The sequence below is a fragment of the Prosthecobacter sp. genome (assembly GCF_049294395.1).
Classification (GTDB): domain Bacteria; phylum Verrucomicrobiota; class Verrucomicrobiia; order Verrucomicrobiales; family Verrucomicrobiaceae; genus Prosthecobacter.
The window spans coordinates 1-16,768 of the sequence record NZ_JBAQCR010000267.1; the positions used below are offsets into that span (position 1 = coordinate 1).

Genomic DNA, 16,768 nt, shown 5'->3' on the forward strand with positions numbered 1-16,768 from the left:
CTGTTGGACCCATGCGATAGGCGCGGGTGTAGCTGAGATCGCCCAGCTCACCGGCGCGGAGACGGCGGATGAGTTCCTCGCGATTCGGCGAGTGACGGCACATGAGTCCCGCGGCGATCTTCACGCCCTTTTTCTCCGCAGCCTCGGCGGCGGCGATCACGCGGCGCACGCCGACGGGATCTGTGGCAAAGGATTTCTCCATGAAGACATTCACGCCGCGCTCCACGGCATACTCGAGCTGCTGCGGGCGAAAGCCTGCATAGCCGGTGAGCAGCGCGATGTCGCCGGAGCCTGGCCGCAGCGAGTCGATGGCCTTCTTGTAAGCATCAAAGCCGATGAACTGGCGCTCCGAGGGCACATCAATGCGCTCTTGAAATTTATCGTAGAGCACGCGGTGAGCCCCCTGGAGGCGGTCTTCATATAGATCGGCCATGGCGACGAGCTTCGTGGTGCTGCCGGTGGCTTCCATCGCATTCGCAATGGCACCGCTGCCACGCCCGCCGCTGCCGATGATGGCGAGTTGAATGGTGTCGCTACCCGCCGCATGGACATGCGGGATGGCGATCCCGGCCAGCGCGGAGGCGGCGACGGCCTTGCTGCTTTGCTGGAAGAAATCACGACGGGTGAGATGGGTGGAATTGGGTGTGTTCATGGCTGAGTTTGGGTTGTTGTTCTGGATCAAAAAAGAATCAGATGCCCGCGATCACCTCGTTCAGCGTCACTTCACGACCGAGGTCGAGGGAGCGCTTGGCGGCTTCAAGCGCGGCGATGACTTCGACTTCTTCTTCGATGGGCACGCTCTCCTTGCCGGTGATCACTAAATCGAGGAAGGCCTCCAGCAGGTAAGCATAGAGGTCTTTGAGATCAGGTGTGAGGCTACGCCAGCCTTTCTCGCCGTAGAGATTGATCTGGTAGCCCGCGCGCATCTTTTCTTTGTCGGCAACGATGAGCATGACGTCACGCTGATCGCCGAAACGAAGACGCGCGATGTTTGCGCCTGGCTTGCCGACATTGATCGCGCTCACGGCTCCCTTGCCTAGCACGGCATAGATCATCGAGAGCGCATGGATGCCGTAATAGACGAGTTCATTGCCGCACACGGCGCTGGCAAGATGCACCTCGCCGAGCTGCGGCAGTTCGTTGCGCAGCTTGATGATGTCCGGCACAAAACGCAGGCTACTGGCGGACATGAAGCGCGTCTTGGTTTCGCGCACAAGCTTGGCCACGGCGGCAGCTTCGCGCGCGGTCATGGCGAGTGGTTTGTCGCAGAAAGTCGGCACGCCTTTGCGCAAGGAATGCTCAGCGTATTTCCACTGCGCGCCGCTGCCGTCATCGACGATGAGCACGGCATCCACACCGTCACAGCATTGCTCTGGAGTGTCTGTCACGGTCTCGATGCCGCAGACATCTGCCAGCGCGTGTGCGGCGGCTTTGTCAGTGTCCCAAATCTTCACCACGCGCGCGCCTTCGAGTCTGCGGCCTGACTTGACGAACGTGCCCTTGAGTTGTTTCGCCTTCTCTTCATCCCAGCCGTTGAACGTGGTGGAAAAAGCGGTGCCATGATGCGACCCCGGCATGCGCGGCGCGGCAGGATTGTTGTAAGTGGGAGCATACGTCGCCGCCGAGATGATGCCGAGCTTCAGCGGCGCTGATTGGGCACGCCCGATGATCGGGAGTCCGGCGGCGAGGGTGGCGACTGAGCGAGTGACAAATGCGCGGCGGTCTATCTGTAATGTGGGCTGGTTGTTCATGGTGAGTTGGGGTGAAGTTATTTGCTGATCGGTGGTGTGATGCGCTGGATGTCGCGAGGCGTTGCCAAACACACCCGGAAGCCGTCGCGGGAGTCGGAGTAGGTCCCCGGCTGCGCTCCTCCCTCGATGCCCGTGGCCCAGGCTTTCTCGGCGGGCGTGCTGCCCATCATGAATTCGCCTGCCGGGATGCCCACCAGCTCAAGCGTCGCGCCGCCGCCAAAGTCCACGAGCTTAGTTTTGTCCGCCGCCGTCAGCGATGGACCTGTGATGAGCGCCGCGCAGAACAGAAGTCCGGCGAGGCTGATTCGGACGAATGAGGATGTGTGGGTCATGGTGTGTGGGTTGAGTTCATGGGAGATCTTCCTGAGTGTTGAGCTTTCAAAGCTTTATCACCTGGCCAGTGCGAGCGGATTCCTCGGCGGCAAGGCAGGCACGCACAGCCTCGCGTGATTCCTCGGGGGTGATGACGGTGGGCTTCTCGCCTGTGGCGACGCAGTTCACGAAGTAGGCCACCTCATCGCGCAGGGCACCGCGCAACTGGCCGTGGATCATCGGCCAATAGGTGGTGTCGGGGCAGCGCACGCCGTCCTTGTCCACGATCATGAGGTTCGGGTGCGTATCCTGGATGGAGATCGCGCCTTCGGTGCCGACGATTTCAAGGCGTTCATCAATTTGAAACGGTGTGGTGTTCGGCAGGCACCACACGGACTCCAAAATGCACGACGCCCCGCTCTCCAGGCGATACATCACCTGGCCTAGATCGGGATTCGCATGCTCACGGACCTTCACCGTCTGCGCGTAGGCCGAGATGGCGCGCGAGCCGCTGAACCAGAACATCAGGTCGGTGTCATGCACGCAATCGCCGATGATCGGGCCGATCTTGTCGAGCACCGATGCACCGACCCACGCCTGCAAATTGCGGCGTGCATACATGGAAATGATTTTGCCGATTTTGCCCGATGCTATCTCCTGCTTCGCGGCAGCGTAGCGTGGATTGAAGCGACAGATGTGACCGACCATGAAGAAACCTTTTGCCGCATTGGCCGCATCCACGATGGCATCGCAGTCAGCGATGGTCGAAGCCATTGGTTTTTCGAGAAAGACATGCTTGCCAGCTTGCAGAGCGGCCACGGCGGGCGCGGTGTGCTGATCCCACATCGTGGTGATGCTCACGGATTCCAGTTCGGGATCGGCGAGCATCGTGTGGTAGTCGGTGAAGACTTTCGTCGCGCCGAACTTCTTTTGTATTTCACTGAGCCGCTCAGGATTGCGGGTGCAGACTGCGTGAAGTTCCACATTGGGAATCGCAGCGAGTGCTTCGCAATGTTTTTCACCAAACCAGCCGAGACCGAGGACACCGTGTTTTACTTTTTTCATAGGAGTGGATTGTGTTGAAGTGTTGTTCAGACGGGGCGCACCGGGCCGTCATGCTTCGCGAGTGAGCCGAGTTCGGCGGCACCGCTGAGTGCGCGGATTTTTAGCTGGTAGTTTCGCGTCTCGCCTGGCTCCAGGAACTGCTGCGCGAGCTTGTGCTTGTCGCGCGCAGTGCCGAGAAGCGAGCCGGAGAAGGGTTCCAATGCGCTGACGTAACAGCCGCGCGGGCCGTAGTGCTGCCAGTTCGCCATGCGCGGCAGCGCCTTCTTCGGATAGCTGATTTCGAGGCCGAACTTGAGCTTGTCGTTGATAAGACCGATGCGGCACCAGCCATCGCTTTCTTCTTCCGTGTCCACGATGAGCCCACGCTCACCGCTGCCCGCGTGTTGTGCCAGGCCATCAGGCACGCGCTTGAGTTTGTTCATCGCCGTGGCGGAGAGTGGCTGCACGATGTCCTGGCCCGCTGGCGGAGGAATGGTCCAATACTCCGCCTTGCCGCGATAAACGAAACGGGCGCCACAGTCGAGCAACGGCCAGCCGAGATTGCAATGGTAGAGCCAGTGATGCGCCACACGCATGTCGCCGCGATTCGTCACGGCGTCTTCGATGTGAATCTCCGGAGCACCGAGCGTGCAGCGGATGATGCGGCGGATTTCAAACACCGGGCCGAACATCCGCGAGTCGCGCACCACAAGGCCGAGTTCCATTTCATGCCGGCCATTGTGCGGGTCGGGATTGCGAAGCGTCTCGACCTGCGTGCACTGGCCGGAGTAGCGGCCATGCAGCGATGTCTGCATACCATTCTCAATGCGTGGCCCCCCCATGTATTCCGGGCCGCAAGTCGTCACCAGCCCGCCCGCCCAGCCGCGCAACCACTCCGCGCCCGTGTGAAACGTAGCACTCGGCGGCACGAGGCCGTTCGGTGTGAGGTAGGCGAAGGCATGCTGTTTGAAACTCGCGTCCACGATGTCGCCGCCACGATCCAGCGCGACCGTGAAGCGCAAACCCGCGCCTGTGTCGAACAACGCCACACGCACCGGTTGCCCACCACCTGCGCCCGGTGAGTCGAGCGTGCCAGTGCGGATGCCGCCGAGTTGGAGCGGGTTTTCAAATTTGGCGAGGTCGGGTTTCATTGTCTGGTTCTTTCAGATTCAATTCACCACGGCGGCAGCCCCATCGTTCCTCCATCGAGCACGATGGAGGTGCCATTGATGTAGCCCGCGTCGTCACTCAGCAGAAAAGCCGCCGTTTGTGCGATGTCGATGGGCTGGCCGAGCCGACGCACGGGAATACGGCGCGCGACATCGGCGTAAAGTTCAGCGACGGGTTTGTCCCAGCCCTCGCAGGTGGCCGCGAGCATCGGCGTGTCGATCGTGCCGGGGCAGATACCAACGACGCGCACCTTGCCCGCGTGATCCACCGCGAGACAGCGGATCAGCGACTCCAGCGCGCCCTTCGACGCGCAGTAGAGCGCATGCGCCGGGAAGCCGATGAACGCTGCTACCGAGGTCGTGATGAGGAACACGCCTTGTCCCTGCTGCTCCATCACAGGAATGACGTGCTTTGCGGTCCAGAACACGCTCTTCACGTTCACGCCCATAAGCTTGTCCCACGCTTCGTCATCAAACTCAGTGACCTTTCCCTTGCCCCAGACGCCCGCGTTGCAATGCACGCCGTCGATGCGGCCGTAAAGCTCCACCGCGCGTTCGACCATCGCCTTCACGCTGTCTTCGCGCGAGACATCGGCGAAAACGAAGCGCGCGTCATGACCGGCAGCGCGCAGTTCCTTTCCGAGCACGTCTCCGCGCTCCTGTTGATTCGATGCGATGACCACGTGCGCGCCGAGCGCCGCGAAATGCCGACTGCACGCCTCGCCAATGCCCGACGTGCCGCCGGTGACCAGAATGACTTTGTCTTTGATGCTCATATTTTTTATCTCCAAGGCAGATCGCTTTCGTTTTCAAACTTCATGAACTCAATCACAGCGCCGTCCTTGAGGATGAAGGCCACAGTGAAATTCGGCGACGGCTCGAACGGCTCAATGAGCACCTGCTCGCCACGCAGCTCGGCCTGGATGTCGTCCACGCGATACGCGACGTGTGGCATGTCGCGCACCGGGCCGCTCACGGGGCTGTCCGGCTCGAACCGCAGATACTCGACGAGGTAGGGATGCTTGCGCGGGTCGGTGACCCACACCTTGGTGTCTTCGACGAAATACTCGCCGGGATGACTCTCGTTAGTCGGCAGGCCGATATGATGGAACAGGCGCATGATGTTTATAGGTTAGATGAGTTGCGTGCGGAGATGGCGCGGTCGGCCATGCGGAAGAAATCATTCTCCGGGGCGTAACCGAGCACCGTGCGGGCGTGGGTGATGTTGATTTCAAACGGGTGATACTTCGGACTGGGAATCTCCACCGTCGGCACGCCGAGCTGCTTCGATAGATAGTCCGCCGCGCTGCGGTAATCGAAGGCCGACGGCCCCGCGATGTTGAAGGTTTGCCCGAGCGCGGAGAGATTGTCGATCATGCGATCAAAGGCCTGCATCACGTCATCGACATGCACGATGTGCCGCCGCAGTGGCGCACCGTTCGCGTCCGTGAGGATCGGGATGCGCTCCTGTTTGGCCCGCACCAGCGCGAGCACGTCGTCGCTGACTTCGCCAAAGCCGTGGCCAGGCTCAGCGGGGTTCACATTTAGCAGCAGAGAAAAATGGTTCAGCAGATCGTCCTGCTCAAACACCCATGACGAGCGCAGCACGGTGACTGGCACGCCGTATTGAATCGCGTATTGCGCGGCCATCGTCTCCTCCATCACCTTGGAGAATGCGTAGTAGCCTGGGTAGGCTGTGAGCGGATGGTTTTCGTCGATGGGGGTCGGCTGCGGATAAAACCAGATGCCCTGCGCCGCATCGCCACCGAAAAGGATGAACTGCTTCACGCTCTCGCGGCGGCAGGCTTCGAGGATGTTGAAAGTGCCGCGCACACTCACGTCAAAGAAAGTATCCGCGTCCTCCTTGGTCGTGGCGAGCTGCACCACGATGTCCGCGCCGCGCATCGTTTCATTCACGGCCTTCGCGTCGGTGATGCTGCCGGTCATAGACGTGATGTTGCTTCCGACAACCGGCGTGCGATGCACCAGCGCTCTCACCGCAAACCCGCGCCGCGTCAGAACCGCCAACGCATGGCGTCCGAGTTTTCCGCTGGCTCCAAAGATGGCGACTGTTTGTTTCATCGGTTCAGTATAACGCCACCAGTTGGCTCAAAGCATTGGCCGAGAACGCCAACCTTTGGTATTTTCCGGCCATGAACGAACAACGCCGGGCGCAACAATTTCAGCAGGCATTCCTCAAACGCATGAGTGGCGGCCTACAGCTATCTGCACTTTTCGCCACACTGCCGATGATCGCTTTCCTGGCCAAGGATAAGGACAGCCGCTTCGTGTGCGCGAACGCTCGCACGCTGAAAATCTTCAACTTGGAACATGAGTGGCAGATGCTCGGCAAGATGGACCGCGACTTCTTTCCTCTCGAACTTGCCGCCAGTTTTGTGGACGAAGATCGCCGCGTCATGCACACTGGCAAAACGCGCACCTACTACTCGCAAATGGTGCCCGACATCAACGGCCCCTTGAACTGGTATGTCGTTTCCGTGTCTCCGTTGCGTGACGGGCGTGGGTGCATCTGCGGCGTCGCCCTCGTGCTCTACGACATGCACGAAGTCGGCGGCGTGACACATCACTTTCAGCAGCTTGAGCCCGCACTACGTCATCTGCACACGCGCTTTCGTGATCCGATTGAAACCAAACATCTCGCCGCGCTCACGCATCTTTCGGAGCGGCAATTCACCCGTCTCTTTCACAAGCTGCTCTGCGAGCCTCCCATGCGTTACCTCATCCGCCAGCGCATCCGCGCCGCGTGCCAGGACCTCATCGCCACCGATCACACCGCGGGTGCCATCGCCCTCGAGTGCGGATTCTACGACCAAAGCGCCTTCACCCGCGCCTTCCGCGCTCACACGGGCCTGACTCCATCTTCCTATCGGCAGCGGCATCTCGATGAGCTGACGACTGGTGGTGCGTGAGGTGTTTTGTGCCGTAACTTGACTCCGTGAGGGAATCAAGCGCCAGCCCATGCTACGGCTCACGATTTCGGCGCCCGCTCCAATGCTGCCGCGATTTCGCGTTCGATCACTGGCAGCGGGTTGAGCAGCGCGAGCAGCAGAGCAAAGAGGTGTCGAAAGGAGGATTTCATGGTTTAATCAAATGGAATGGGGCTGAACGTGCGGCGACGATCTTAGCGCAGCACGACGCGCGGGGCGACCCATGTCGCCCAATCGGCTGCGGGATCGGTGAGGGGATCGACGATGAAGGCGATGCTCACTTCCTGACCACGGAAACCGGCGAGATCGATTTCTGCCGGCACGCGCTCCGCGCCCTTGAGCTGGCGCGCGAAGACTTCGCGTCTATCAATCTCAATGGCGAAGGCGGCACCATTGCTCTTCGCGTTGTTCAGCAGCGCGTCAAAGGTGAGCAGGCAGCGCTTCGCATCCGCAGCGGGAATCGCGACGCGGTAGGTCAGCAGGGCGCGGCCTTTCGGCTTCGGATGTTGCTGCAGCGCATCCTCCGGCACTTCGTCCGGCGGGCCGATGCGCCGCAGCTCGACTGACTGCATATTCTCCTGTTGCGCCTTCGTTCGCTGTGCGACGAAGTCGAAGACCACGTGCCCCGTCTCGCGCTTCACCGCACGCGGCGGGTCGAACTTTGTCGCCACGACATCACTCCAGTCCTTAAGCCCGACGATTGGCAGCGCAAAGGCGAACGCGGCATCTTCCTCCGGCGTGCCGGCCTTTTGCACGACGCCCCAGATCTTCCGCGCGCGGCTGATGCCACGCTCACGAGCCAGGGTGAACGTTCCTTCAGGCCATCGCTTCCCGGAGTTCCTGCAAGCGCCTCGGCAGCCGAACCAGGACTCACTGCGGGCTGCTTCTGCGATCAAAGCGCCTTCACCCAGCACTTCCGCAAACGCATCGGAATGACGCCCAAGCAGTTCCGCACGCGGCATCAGGGGTAGGTGTTCCCGCAACGATCTAGTTGGATGCGAGGAAGTGAAGGGCTTCCAACTTGTCGGATGCGGGCATTTCGTCCCCATGTTCCCATCGGCGGAGTTGTTGATGAATCACGCCGACTAATTGGGCCAATTCCTTCTGATCCATACCTTGGCACCGCCGTGCCTTCATCACAAGATCGGCAGTGGTTTCTTGACCGAAAGGATAGTAACCGAGGAAGGAAAGGATGCCCGGCCACTCAGAGACGACAGGCTGTCGTTCATCGCGCTCCCATCGTTCGTAAACCTCACGCATAGTGCCAAGTTGTCTCGCTACATCCTCCTGCCGCAAATCCAGCACCAACCTCCGATTTCGAAGGTGTTCGCCAAGAGTCTGGGGTAAGGGGATGACACCTTTCTTTCTGAGAATGAATGCTTTAAATGCTTCTGGGCTCACTCGAAGCTTGAAAAAGCAAAATGGCAAAATAGGGTGACACTTTCTTCACATGATGTGTAGCGCGTTCAGCTCCAAGTGTTTGCGGACTAGGTTTCATTTTTGGATCCATTGCCATTTTGTGCGGGTGTTATCGGGTGGTTGGTAGAATGGCCCCTATGATGTCGTAAAACCCTCAGCCGACTGAGTGATGGTCTCAGATCGTTCATGAAACATCTTCAATTTCGCGGCAACGAGGTGAGGTTTTAAAGAACGGTGACGTTCTGGCCACGGGTTCTTCTGTGGTGTCTATATTCACAGGTAAATATTTGTAGATCAACGATTTAAATAAAGTTGGCGTTTAGATGCGATAAGTCATTAGCCTATGATGAAGAAAATTCTGATGGATGTTGACAGCTATTCGTCAATATCTAAGGTGCGAAATTAATAAGCTAGTAAAAATAACTATTCATTTCCATGCCTGACAATTCCTCGTCCAGTTCGTCTTCAGAAGAATTTTCGGAATCTAGCAGATCGTCTGTCAACAGCTCTTCATCCTCTTCGAACTCGGCTGGCCATTCGGATGGCCCTGTCTCGTCTTCTAGCAGTTCCTCCATCAACAGTTCCTCCTCTTCATCCTCAGAAGGGCATTCGGACGGCAGTTCAGATTCGTCTTCAGAGGAGCATTCGGACGGCAGCTCTGACTCCACGTCAAACTCCTCTTTCACCAGCGGTAACAGTTCATCTAGTCCACAATCTTCGCAGAGCAGTGAGTCATCGCTCAACAGCTCTTCATCTAAAAGCAGTTCTTCTACGGGCAGTTCTTTGTCTTCCTCCCAGTCTCCGCCCAGCTACTCTTCGCAAGGGCATTCAGAGCTGTCGTCCCAAGGGCATTCAGAAGAGTCCAGCTGGTCCTCGGAAGGTCATTCAGATGGCTCCAGCCAGTCTTCGTTCAACAATTCTTCATCGAGCAAATCTTCCCTCAGCGAGTCGTCAGCAGGGCATTCAGACGTTTCCAGTCACTCATCGCTCAACAGCTCCACATCCGAGAGCAGTACCAGTGAAAGTTCGTTATCAACACCAAGTTCCTCATCGCAAGGGGGCTCAAATCCATCGTCGCACGGGCACTCAGATTACTCGTCGCACGGACATAGTGATGTATCCAGCCTTTCCTCTGCTGGGCATTCTGATGTATCCAGTGAGTCTTCGTATTCCTCGCCACACTCTGAGAGTTCGTTATCCAGTGATTTGTCCAGCCACGGGCATTCTTCGAATTCCTTTGTGTCGATGCTGTCCGTCTTGTCCCAGACCTCCGAGTCTTCGTCACTCAGTTCGCAGTCACCCAATTCATCCAGTTTATCATCCCCCCAGTCATTTCCGGAGCCCAGTTCGGCGTCTTCGGAAGGACCGCCGAGCAGTTTTGGAAATTCGTCAGATTCTTCACCCTCTTCGCAGACGGAAGTGTCCTCCTCGCACAATGAGGACACTCCTATTTCAGGCGGTGGTTGCAGGAGTGGCACTTGCCCAGGGAAGAATGTGCCGCAGGGGCAGTCATGCCCTGTCCCCAGCGCCAGCGAGGGACCGGTGAACTATGGCAGCGGGCAAATGGTCTATTCCGAGACGGATCTGTCCGCCAATGCCTTCGGCATTCCATGGGGGCACACGCGCAGCTACGCCAATGTGCTGATCGGCACCGGCGGCAATGGCTCATCCCTCAATGGCAACCGCTGGTATGTGAGCCAGTTGAAGGCTCTGGCCTTCCAGTACACGATTGGTGTCACCCAGCCCACGCGGGTGGTCGTGGTGGAGGGGGCGACTTCGAGTGAGTACTTCAATCTGCAGGATGGCGTTTATCAAAACGAGTTTGTCGGCTGGGACTCGCTGGTGTGGGATGAATCGGAGCAGGAATTTGTGCTGACGCAGGCCGGTGATGGCCAGCAGTGGGTGTTTTACGATCAGACCACCGAGCCGGCGTTGCGCGGGCAGTTGAAGCGGATCATTGATCCGGCTGGCCGGACGGTGACTTACGACTACGATGAAGCCGGCAACCTGGAATCGTTCGAGCAGTTCGAAGACGGGCAGACATCCGGGTTTTTTTACACCTGGACGGAGATGAACTCCATCGCCTCGGTGACGCTGAAGCTGGATGACCAGTTCGTCCGGCGTGTGCGGTTTGACTACTATGAGATTGACGAGACCGGTGGGAGTCTGGACGACCTGAAGTCGGCCATCATTGAGCAGTATGAGAAGGGCTCGGATGTTTGGCGCATCGTGGCGCGCAAGCACTACCGCTACTACCTGGAGGGCGATGCGCACGGGTTTGCCAGCGGGCTGAAGCTGGTCATCGGCGCGGGTGCGTACCAGTTGATGCTGGATGGCGGCCTGAACCCGGAGACGGCCACGGAGGCGGAGCTCATGACCTATGCCGACTTCTACTACGAGTACGATGCCGACAAACGGGTGACCCTGGAGCGGCTGGAGGGCGGGCGGCGTCAGTACAGCTTTGCCTACACGACCAACCCCGACTACCACAGCGGCAGCAGTAGCAGCAGTAGCAGCAGTAGCAGCGACAGCGCCAGCGGCCCCAATGTGTGGATGACCAAGACGGTAGAGACACTGCCGGATGGCAGCGAGCACCGCGTCTATACCAATGACGGCTACAACATGCTGGTCAAAATTTTGCAGCAGGTCGTCACGGAGGATCAGTGGGTGGATTACTGGACCTACACGGATCAGTACCGTCCCATGCTGCATGCGAATCCCTCGGCGGTGGAGTCGGTCACTGAACCCTCTGGCGGCAGCACTACGCTGACGGTGAACCTGCGCGCGGCGTCGGGTTTGATCGAAGTGACGAGTTACTATACGACGGATGTCTTTCCATACGGAGAAGTGGCGGGGTATGTCTCCACCCGGGGCGTTCAGCAGGGCAGCGGTGGCACGGTGGAAGTCACGGAAAAGCTGAAGTATGCCACGCAGACCGTGGGCGGGCAGAACCTCCACACCATCAGCGAACGACTGGTCTATCCGGTGGCGGGCATGGCGGATGTGGATGCGCCGACCACCACGTATGAGCGCACCTACTACAATGACGGCACCGACGCGACCTTCCAGGTGCTGGAACTGATCACCACCGCTCCGGTGGTGTCGGAGGATGAAAACGGCTCTGGCGTGGCGGGCATGAGCAAGCAGGTCTATGACCGCTTTGGCCGCGTGACCTGGGAGATGAACGAGCGCGGGGTCATCAGCTACACCAGCTACGTGCAGGCCACCGGAGCCATGCTGCAGCGCATTGAGGATGTGAACACCACCCTGCTGCCTGACCCGCCTTCGGGATGGGTTGCGTATGGGGAGCATCTGATCACCGACTATGTCAGCGACGCGCAGGGGCGCGTGGTGCAGGAGCGCGGCCCCTGGCATGAGGTGCAGTTGAATGAGTGGGACACCACCACCACGGCCATCAGGCGGTTGACCTTCACCACTTACGATGATGAGGCACATGAAGTGCGCAACGCCAGCGGCTACCTGACGGGGAACAACCCCACGCCGACCTTCACGGTGATGGGGGCTGTGAGCCGGCAGATCAGCGACAGCAACGGGCGCGTGGTGGATGAGATCCAGGCGGTGCGCTGCTGCCCCACCGGGCCGCTGACACCTGGGGAGGCGCTGCCGCAGGAGAAGTGGAGCCGCTGGACGCACCGCATTTACGATCCCTGGGGCCGGCTGTATGCCCAGCGGGTGTATCACCGCATCCCCGCGCAGGGAGATGGGGAGGAAATCGCGAACTATCTGGAGACGATCTACGGCTACGATGCCATGGGCCGCCAGAACCGCGTGGTCGATCCTGCGGGCACCATCCAGCGCACGGTCTATGACGTGCAGGATCAGGCCGTAAGCCAGTGGGTGGGCACGGATGACACCGGAGCCACAGACAGCGATCCGACCGGCGGCGGGGCAACCGGCAACAACATGGTGGCGGTGCAGCTTCTGGAATACGACGATGGCGAAGCAGGCGGCGATGGCAACGTGACGCAGCAAACCCTGCCGGTGGACGACACCAGCGGGAATGACCGCATCACCCTCTACGGTTATGACTACCGTGACCGGCGCGAGACCACCACGCAGACTGACGGCACGACCACCTGGATCGCCAAGGCCACCTACGACAATCTGAACCGCGTTACGGCCAGCGTGCGGTACCACACGGCGGTGGACGATGACAACCGTCTCGCGCAGAGTCGGACGTATTTCGATGCCTTGGGCCGCGTTTACCAAACTGAGACGGACGGCATCGATCCCGCCACAGGCGATGTGACCGGCACTTTGACCGGGCTGAACTGGTATGATCTCGTCGGCAATGTGATCAAACAGTCCCAGCCGGGGAACACCGCCTTCACCAAGACGGTCTATGACGAGCTGAACCGGCCCACAGTGTCCTATCTCTGCTGCCATCCCGGTGAATCGGGCGTGCCGGACGGCGATGACAACAGCGTGGTGGATGACACGGTGATCGAGCAGAGCAACACGGTCTATGACCGGGGTGGCAATGCGATCATGCAAACACAGAAGCAACGCTTTGACGATGCCACGGGCACCGGGGTGCTCGGCGGTCCCAACGCCATCTTTCCTGTGCCCAAATCCCGCGACACCTACGGGATGACCTGGCCTGATGCACTCGGGCGTCCGCGAGTGAGCGCGGACTACGGCACCAATGGCGGTAGCGTGCCCACACGTCCCGATGTGGCTCCGGCTCGAAGCGATACGATTCTCGTGACCACCAACCGCTACAAAGACAGCGGGGATGCCAACGCGATCATTGACCCTATGGGTATCGAGACTCGTTGGGAAAACGACCAAGCGGGCCGCAGGATCAAACTCATCGAAGGCATTGCCCCTGGCCAAGGCGCGGGGATGTCCTCATCCCCGGCAGGCGCGTGTGCCAACCCGCCTTATCCGCCGCACCCCACGCCCCGGGTCACGCAATTTTGCTGGCATCCCAGCGGCCAGTTGAGTAAACTCATCCTCGTGAACGCGGAAACCGGCGATCAAAGCACGCGCTGGCTGTTTGGCACCACGCTGGCCGACAGCGCAATCGCCAGCAACAGCCTGGTGCGCACGAAGATTTATCCGGAGAGCGACGACCGCCCCGCGCCTGCGGCGGACGGCCCTGACGGGATCTATTCACGGCTGGAATACAGCTACAACCGTCAGGGACAGCAGACGGTGTTCAAGGACGCTGACGGCACCACGCACGCGTACAACTTCGACAAGATGGGCAACATGATCGCTGATCGGGTGACGGTGCTGGCTGCTGGCCTCGATGATGCGGTGCTACGCATCGGTTACAGCTATGACGTTCGCGGTCTGACTGCGAAGGTGACGAGCTACAATGCTGCGAGCGGTGGTTCTGTAGTCAACGAATCGGCATTTGAGTATGACGCCTTCCGTAATCTGGTGGCAGACAAGCAAAGCCATGCGGGGGCTGTCGATGGCAGCACGCCAAAGGTGGCATATGAGTTCACCAGCGGTGCAGGCAATCAAATGCGCAAGGTGTCCACGACCTATCCGAACGGACGTGTCCTGTCATACCTTTATGGCGACGCCAATTCGATGGACGACCATCTCAACCGCATCAGCGCGGAAAAAGTGACCGGTGAGAGCCAGAATCTCGTGGAGTATCAGTATGTTGGGCAAAGCTGGCAGGTGCGTCTGGCCTATCCTGAGCCGGACATCATGTGTGACTATCGCAAGCAGACAGGGCAGCCTGATGGAGATGCTGGTGATCCCTACAATGGTTACGACCGTTTTGGTCGAACCGTGGACATCCGTTGGAGTACACCCATTGAATGAACTGAGTAAAATAATCCTTTATTATGTCCACCGTCCTCGAACAGCTTCAATACGGCTTTGACCGCAACAGCCGCCGAACCTGGCGGCGACGTTCGTTGACGGACACGCAGGACCAGCACTATGGCTATGACTCGCTGGGTCAGGTGAGCGCCGCAGCGCGCGGCAGTCTCAACTTGAATCTCACGGCCATCAGCGGCATCCCCGCCAGCGCTCAGAGCTGGGACTATGACCCAACGGGAAACTGGCGAGGCTACCATGCCGCCGCCAACGGGACGACCACGCTGGACCAGCACCGCGTGCATGACCGCGGCAACCGGCTCACGCAGATCGAGGGCAATCCCAGCAACATGATTCTAGACCGCGTGGGCCGCATGCGGCAGATGGCCCCGGATGCAGATGGGGATTGGGACGGCACGCTGGAGATCACCTGGGATGCGTGGAGTCGGATCACCCGAGTGAAGAACAATGGCGAGGTGGTAGGCGATTACGCCTATGACGGCAGCCATCGGCGCATCACCCGGGAGGTGGATGGGGAGACGCTGCACAGCTACTACAACGACGCCTGGCGTCCGGTGGAGGAGCGCAAGGATGCCGAAACAACGGCAGCGATGAGCTACCTGTGGGGAGCGCGGCACCGGGATGATCTCGTGCGGCGCGACCGGGCGGTGGGCGGTTCGACGCTCAACGAGACCCGCTATGTGCTGATGGACTACTTCAATCCTGCGGCGATCACCGACGAGTCGGGAGAAGTCAAGGAGCGCTATGCGTTTAGCGCGTTCGGCCTGCGCACGATTATGAATCCTGACTTCACGGAGTGCAGCAGCAGCGAATGCTCGATGGAGTTCGCATTCCAGGGGCAGTTCCTCGACGCGGAGAGCGGGCTGATGAACTACGGTTACCGATACTACTCGCCGCAATTGGGAAGGTGGACGTGCAAGGATCCGATCGAGGAGAAGGGTGGGCTAAATCTTTACGAATTCACAGAAAATGGTCCAGTTAATAACGTGGACCTTTTAGGTCTAGGTTCAATACCAATTCCTATTGTAATGCCTGGAAGTTACACATCCATAGATCCAATAACCGGCTCTGCGTCGCCCACCGGTTTTGCCATCCCGCTTGAAGAGTGCCCATGTTGCGACTGGGATGCATTTGATAAAATCCTCGCTCAGCAAAAAAAGGTTATCAGTGATCTTACCGATATTATTAATCGGGGGGGCGATATCGGGTTTGGGAACACTGCTGCGGCAACACCAGGCAAGGATGGGTATCGTGACCCTGAGTATGCCTCTGCTGGTAGCTGCGTTACAGCCTGTCTTGATCAGGTTGAAACAGGTATTGCAAATGAAGTGGGAACGGGAATCCAGATAATTGGTATGCTGATCGGAGTTCAAAGTTTGGCTTCAATAGAAAGGGGAAGGTCTCAGAAGGTTGTTGATTGTTTGAATGATGTAAGTGGAGGTTGCTCCAAATGGAAAATGCGTTTTTCCTCTTATTGAAAATAAAATCCCATATGAACATTGGAAAATTGCAAATAGCAGGATGCGCTTTCTCCTTGCTTATCAGTTCAACAGTTGGTCTTCGATTGGCTTACACATACCATGCTGTTCTTGATGGTTCCATGCGCGAAATTCACGGATGGCAAGTTGTGCCAGCTATTCCTAATTTATTTGGGATTATTTTACTATCTTTAACAGTGGTATGGACGGTATTTGCATGGCGATCAAGTTGTGATATAAACTCATTTAGCCGCAGAATGAGCTATTTAAATTGCATGTTATTTTTCGTGTTTATTTATATATATGCTTCCATTCTATTTCCTGAAATCAGGGTTATTATTAATAAGATATCGCCTTTAAGAACCGGGTACTTACAGAAATGAACCCGATGGCCAACCAATAGCGCAAGAAGCGTCAGCCTATCTATTGGCTGTCTTTCATTCGGGAGCAGTGAGAAACAACGAAACGCCTCTAACTTAACATGCTAACACCTTGTCAGCGATGGAGAGCTTGCCTTTATTTATCCTGTCAAGACACTATCGAACGCACGTGCTGGGTCAGCTCGGGCCACAACTTCAGCAAATCGGGCAGCCTGATGGCGACGCCGGCGATCCCTACAATGGCTACGACCGTTTTGGGCGCACCGTGGACATCCGCAGGAGTACACCCATTGAATGAACTGATTTAAAATAATCCTCACTTATGTCCACCGTCCTCGATCAGAACCAATACGGCTTTGACCGCAACAGCCGGCGCACCTGGCAGCGACGTTCGCTGACTGACACGCAGGATCAGCACTATGGCTATGACTCGCTGGGTCAGGT

15 protein-coding genes are annotated in these 16,768 nt (G+C 58.4%); 3 read left to right on the forward strand and 12 right to left on the reverse strand.

The genetic code is table 11. The annotated features are described in order from the left end of the window. The 8 genes from WAW39_RS18220 to WAW39_RS18255 form a co-directional block, all read right to left on the reverse strand. Positions 1–652, reverse strand: a 652-nt coding sequence (locus WAW39_RS18220; RefSeq protein WP_422320616.1) for a Gfo/Idh/MocA family oxidoreductase, incomplete at its 3' end; no start/stop codon positions are given. Between the two features lie 37 nt (positions 653–689). Further along, positions 690–1,751 (reverse strand): Gfo/Idh/MocA family protein, encoded by a 1,062-nt coding sequence (locus tag WAW39_RS18225; protein WP_422320617.1) that lies wholly within the window; start codon positions 1,749–1,751, stop codon positions 690–692. Between the two features lie 17 nt (positions 1,752–1,768). Continuing rightward, a complete protein-coding gene (locus tag WAW39_RS18230; protein WP_422320618.1) occupies positions 1,769–2,083 on the reverse strand; it encodes a hypothetical protein in 315 nt (104 codons plus the stop codon). Between the two features lie 46 nt (positions 2,084–2,129). Continuing rightward, complete coding sequence (locus tag WAW39_RS18235) at positions 2,130–3,128, reverse strand: Gfo/Idh/MocA family protein (protein WP_422320619.1); 999 nt, start codon at positions 3,126–3,128, stop codon at positions 2,130–2,132. Between the two features lie 26 nt (positions 3,129–3,154). Further along, on the reverse strand, positions 3,155–4,258 hold the full coding sequence (locus tag WAW39_RS18240) for a DUF4432 family protein (RefSeq protein WP_422320620.1): 1,104 nt from the start codon (positions 4,256–4,258) through the stop codon (positions 3,155–3,157). Positions 4,259–4,281: 23 nt separating this feature from the next. After that, positions 4,282–5,052 carry an SDR family NAD(P)-dependent oxidoreductase gene (locus WAW39_RS18245; protein WP_422320621.1) on the reverse strand — a complete coding sequence of 257 codons (771 nt, stop codon included), beginning with the start codon at positions 5,050–5,052 and terminating at the stop codon, positions 4,282–4,284. A 5-nt stretch (positions 5,053–5,057) separates the two neighbouring features. Then, positions 5,058–5,396 (reverse strand): hypothetical protein, encoded by a 339-nt coding sequence (locus tag WAW39_RS18250; RefSeq protein WP_422320622.1) that lies wholly within the window; start codon positions 5,394–5,396, stop codon positions 5,058–5,060. A 5-nt stretch (positions 5,397–5,401) separates the two neighbouring features. Continuing rightward, positions 5,402–6,358: an NAD-dependent epimerase/dehydratase family protein gene (locus WAW39_RS18255; protein WP_422320623.1), complete on the reverse strand. Its 957-nt coding sequence runs from the start codon at positions 6,356–6,358 to the stop codon at positions 5,402–5,404. 71 nt (positions 6,359–6,429) lie between these two features. Here WAW39_RS18255 and WAW39_RS18260 point away from each other — a divergent pair, with 71 nt between their 5' ends. Further along, complete coding sequence (locus tag WAW39_RS18260; RefSeq protein ID WP_422320624.1) at positions 6,430–7,206, forward strand: helix-turn-helix domain-containing protein; 777 nt, start codon at positions 6,430–6,432, stop codon at positions 7,204–7,206. Between the two features lie 212 nt (positions 7,207–7,418). Here WAW39_RS18260 and WAW39_RS18265 read toward each other — a convergent pair whose 3' ends face one another. The 4 genes from WAW39_RS18265 to WAW39_RS18280 form a co-directional block, all read right to left on the reverse strand. Further along, positions 7,419–8,186 (reverse strand): hypothetical protein, encoded by a 768-nt coding sequence (locus WAW39_RS18265; RefSeq protein ID WP_422320625.1) that lies wholly within the window; start codon positions 8,184–8,186, stop codon positions 7,419–7,421. Positions 8,187–8,211: 25 nt separating this feature from the next. Then, a complete protein-coding gene (locus WAW39_RS18270; RefSeq protein WP_422320626.1) occupies positions 8,212–8,625 on the reverse strand; it encodes a helix-turn-helix domain-containing protein in 414 nt (137 codons plus the stop codon). A 428-nt stretch (positions 8,626–9,053) separates the two neighbouring features. Further along, a complete protein-coding gene (locus tag WAW39_RS18275) occupies positions 9,054–9,386 on the reverse strand; it encodes a hypothetical protein (protein WP_422320627.1) in 333 nt (110 codons plus the stop codon). A gap of 348 nt (positions 9,387–9,734) precedes the next feature. Continuing rightward, entirely contained in the window at positions 9,735–10,088 is a 354-nt protein-coding gene (locus WAW39_RS18280) for a hypothetical protein (RefSeq protein ID WP_422320628.1), read from the reverse strand. A gap of 118 nt (positions 10,089–10,206) precedes the next feature. On the opposite strand from WAW39_RS18280, the gene WAW39_RS18285 reads away from it, so the two are divergent. Next, positions 10,207–14,448, forward strand: coding sequence for a hypothetical protein (locus WAW39_RS18285; RefSeq protein ID WP_422320629.1), 4,242 nt, complete (start codon positions 10,207–10,209; stop codon positions 14,446–14,448). Positions 14,449–14,471: 23 nt separating this feature from the next. Then, entirely contained in the window at positions 14,472–15,944 is a 1,473-nt protein-coding gene (locus tag WAW39_RS18290) for an RHS repeat domain-containing protein (protein WP_422320630.1), read from the forward strand. Positions 15,945–16,768: the final 824 nt, after the last annotated feature.

Bases quoted from the DNA above. Each gene is read 5' to 3' on its own strand.
- WAW39_RS18225 (WP_422320617.1), bottom strand. From the start codon at position 1,751: ATGAACAACCAGCCCACATTACAGATAGACCGCCGCGCATTTGTCACT.
- WAW39_RS18230 (WP_422320618.1), bottom strand. From the start codon at position 2,083: ATGACCCACACATCCTCATTCGTCCGAATCAGCCTCGCCGGACTTCTG.
- WAW39_RS18235 (WP_422320619.1), bottom strand. From the start codon at position 3,128: ATGAAAAAAGTAAAACACGGTGTCCTCGGTCTCGGCTGGTTTGGTGAA.
- WAW39_RS18240 (WP_422320620.1), bottom strand. From the start codon at position 4,258: ATGAAACCCGACCTCGCCAAATTTGAAAACCCGCTCCAACTCGGCGGC.
- WAW39_RS18245 (WP_422320621.1), bottom strand. From the start codon at position 5,052: ATGAGCATCAAAGACAAAGTCATTCTGGTCACCGGCGGCACGTCGGGC.
- WAW39_RS18250 (WP_422320622.1), bottom strand. From the start codon at position 5,396: ATGCGCCTGTTCCATCATATCGGCCTGCCGACTAACGAGAGTCATCCC.
- WAW39_RS18255 (WP_422320623.1), bottom strand. From the start codon at position 6,358: ATGAAACAAACAGTCGCCATCTTTGGAGCCAGCGGAAAACTCGGACGC.
- WAW39_RS18260 (WP_422320624.1), top strand. From the start codon at position 6,430: ATGAACGAACAACGCCGGGCGCAACAATTTCAGCAGGCATTCCTCAAA.
- WAW39_RS18265 (WP_422320625.1), bottom strand. From the start codon at position 8,186: ATGCCGCGTGCGGAACTGCTTGGGCGTCATTCCGATGCGTTTGCGGAA.
- WAW39_RS18285 (WP_422320629.1), top strand. From the start codon at position 10,207: ATGGTCTATTCCGAGACGGATCTGTCCGCCAATGCCTTCGGCATTCCA.
- WAW39_RS18290 (WP_422320630.1), top strand. From the start codon at position 14,472: ATGTCCACCGTCCTCGAACAGCTTCAATACGGCTTTGACCGCAACAGC.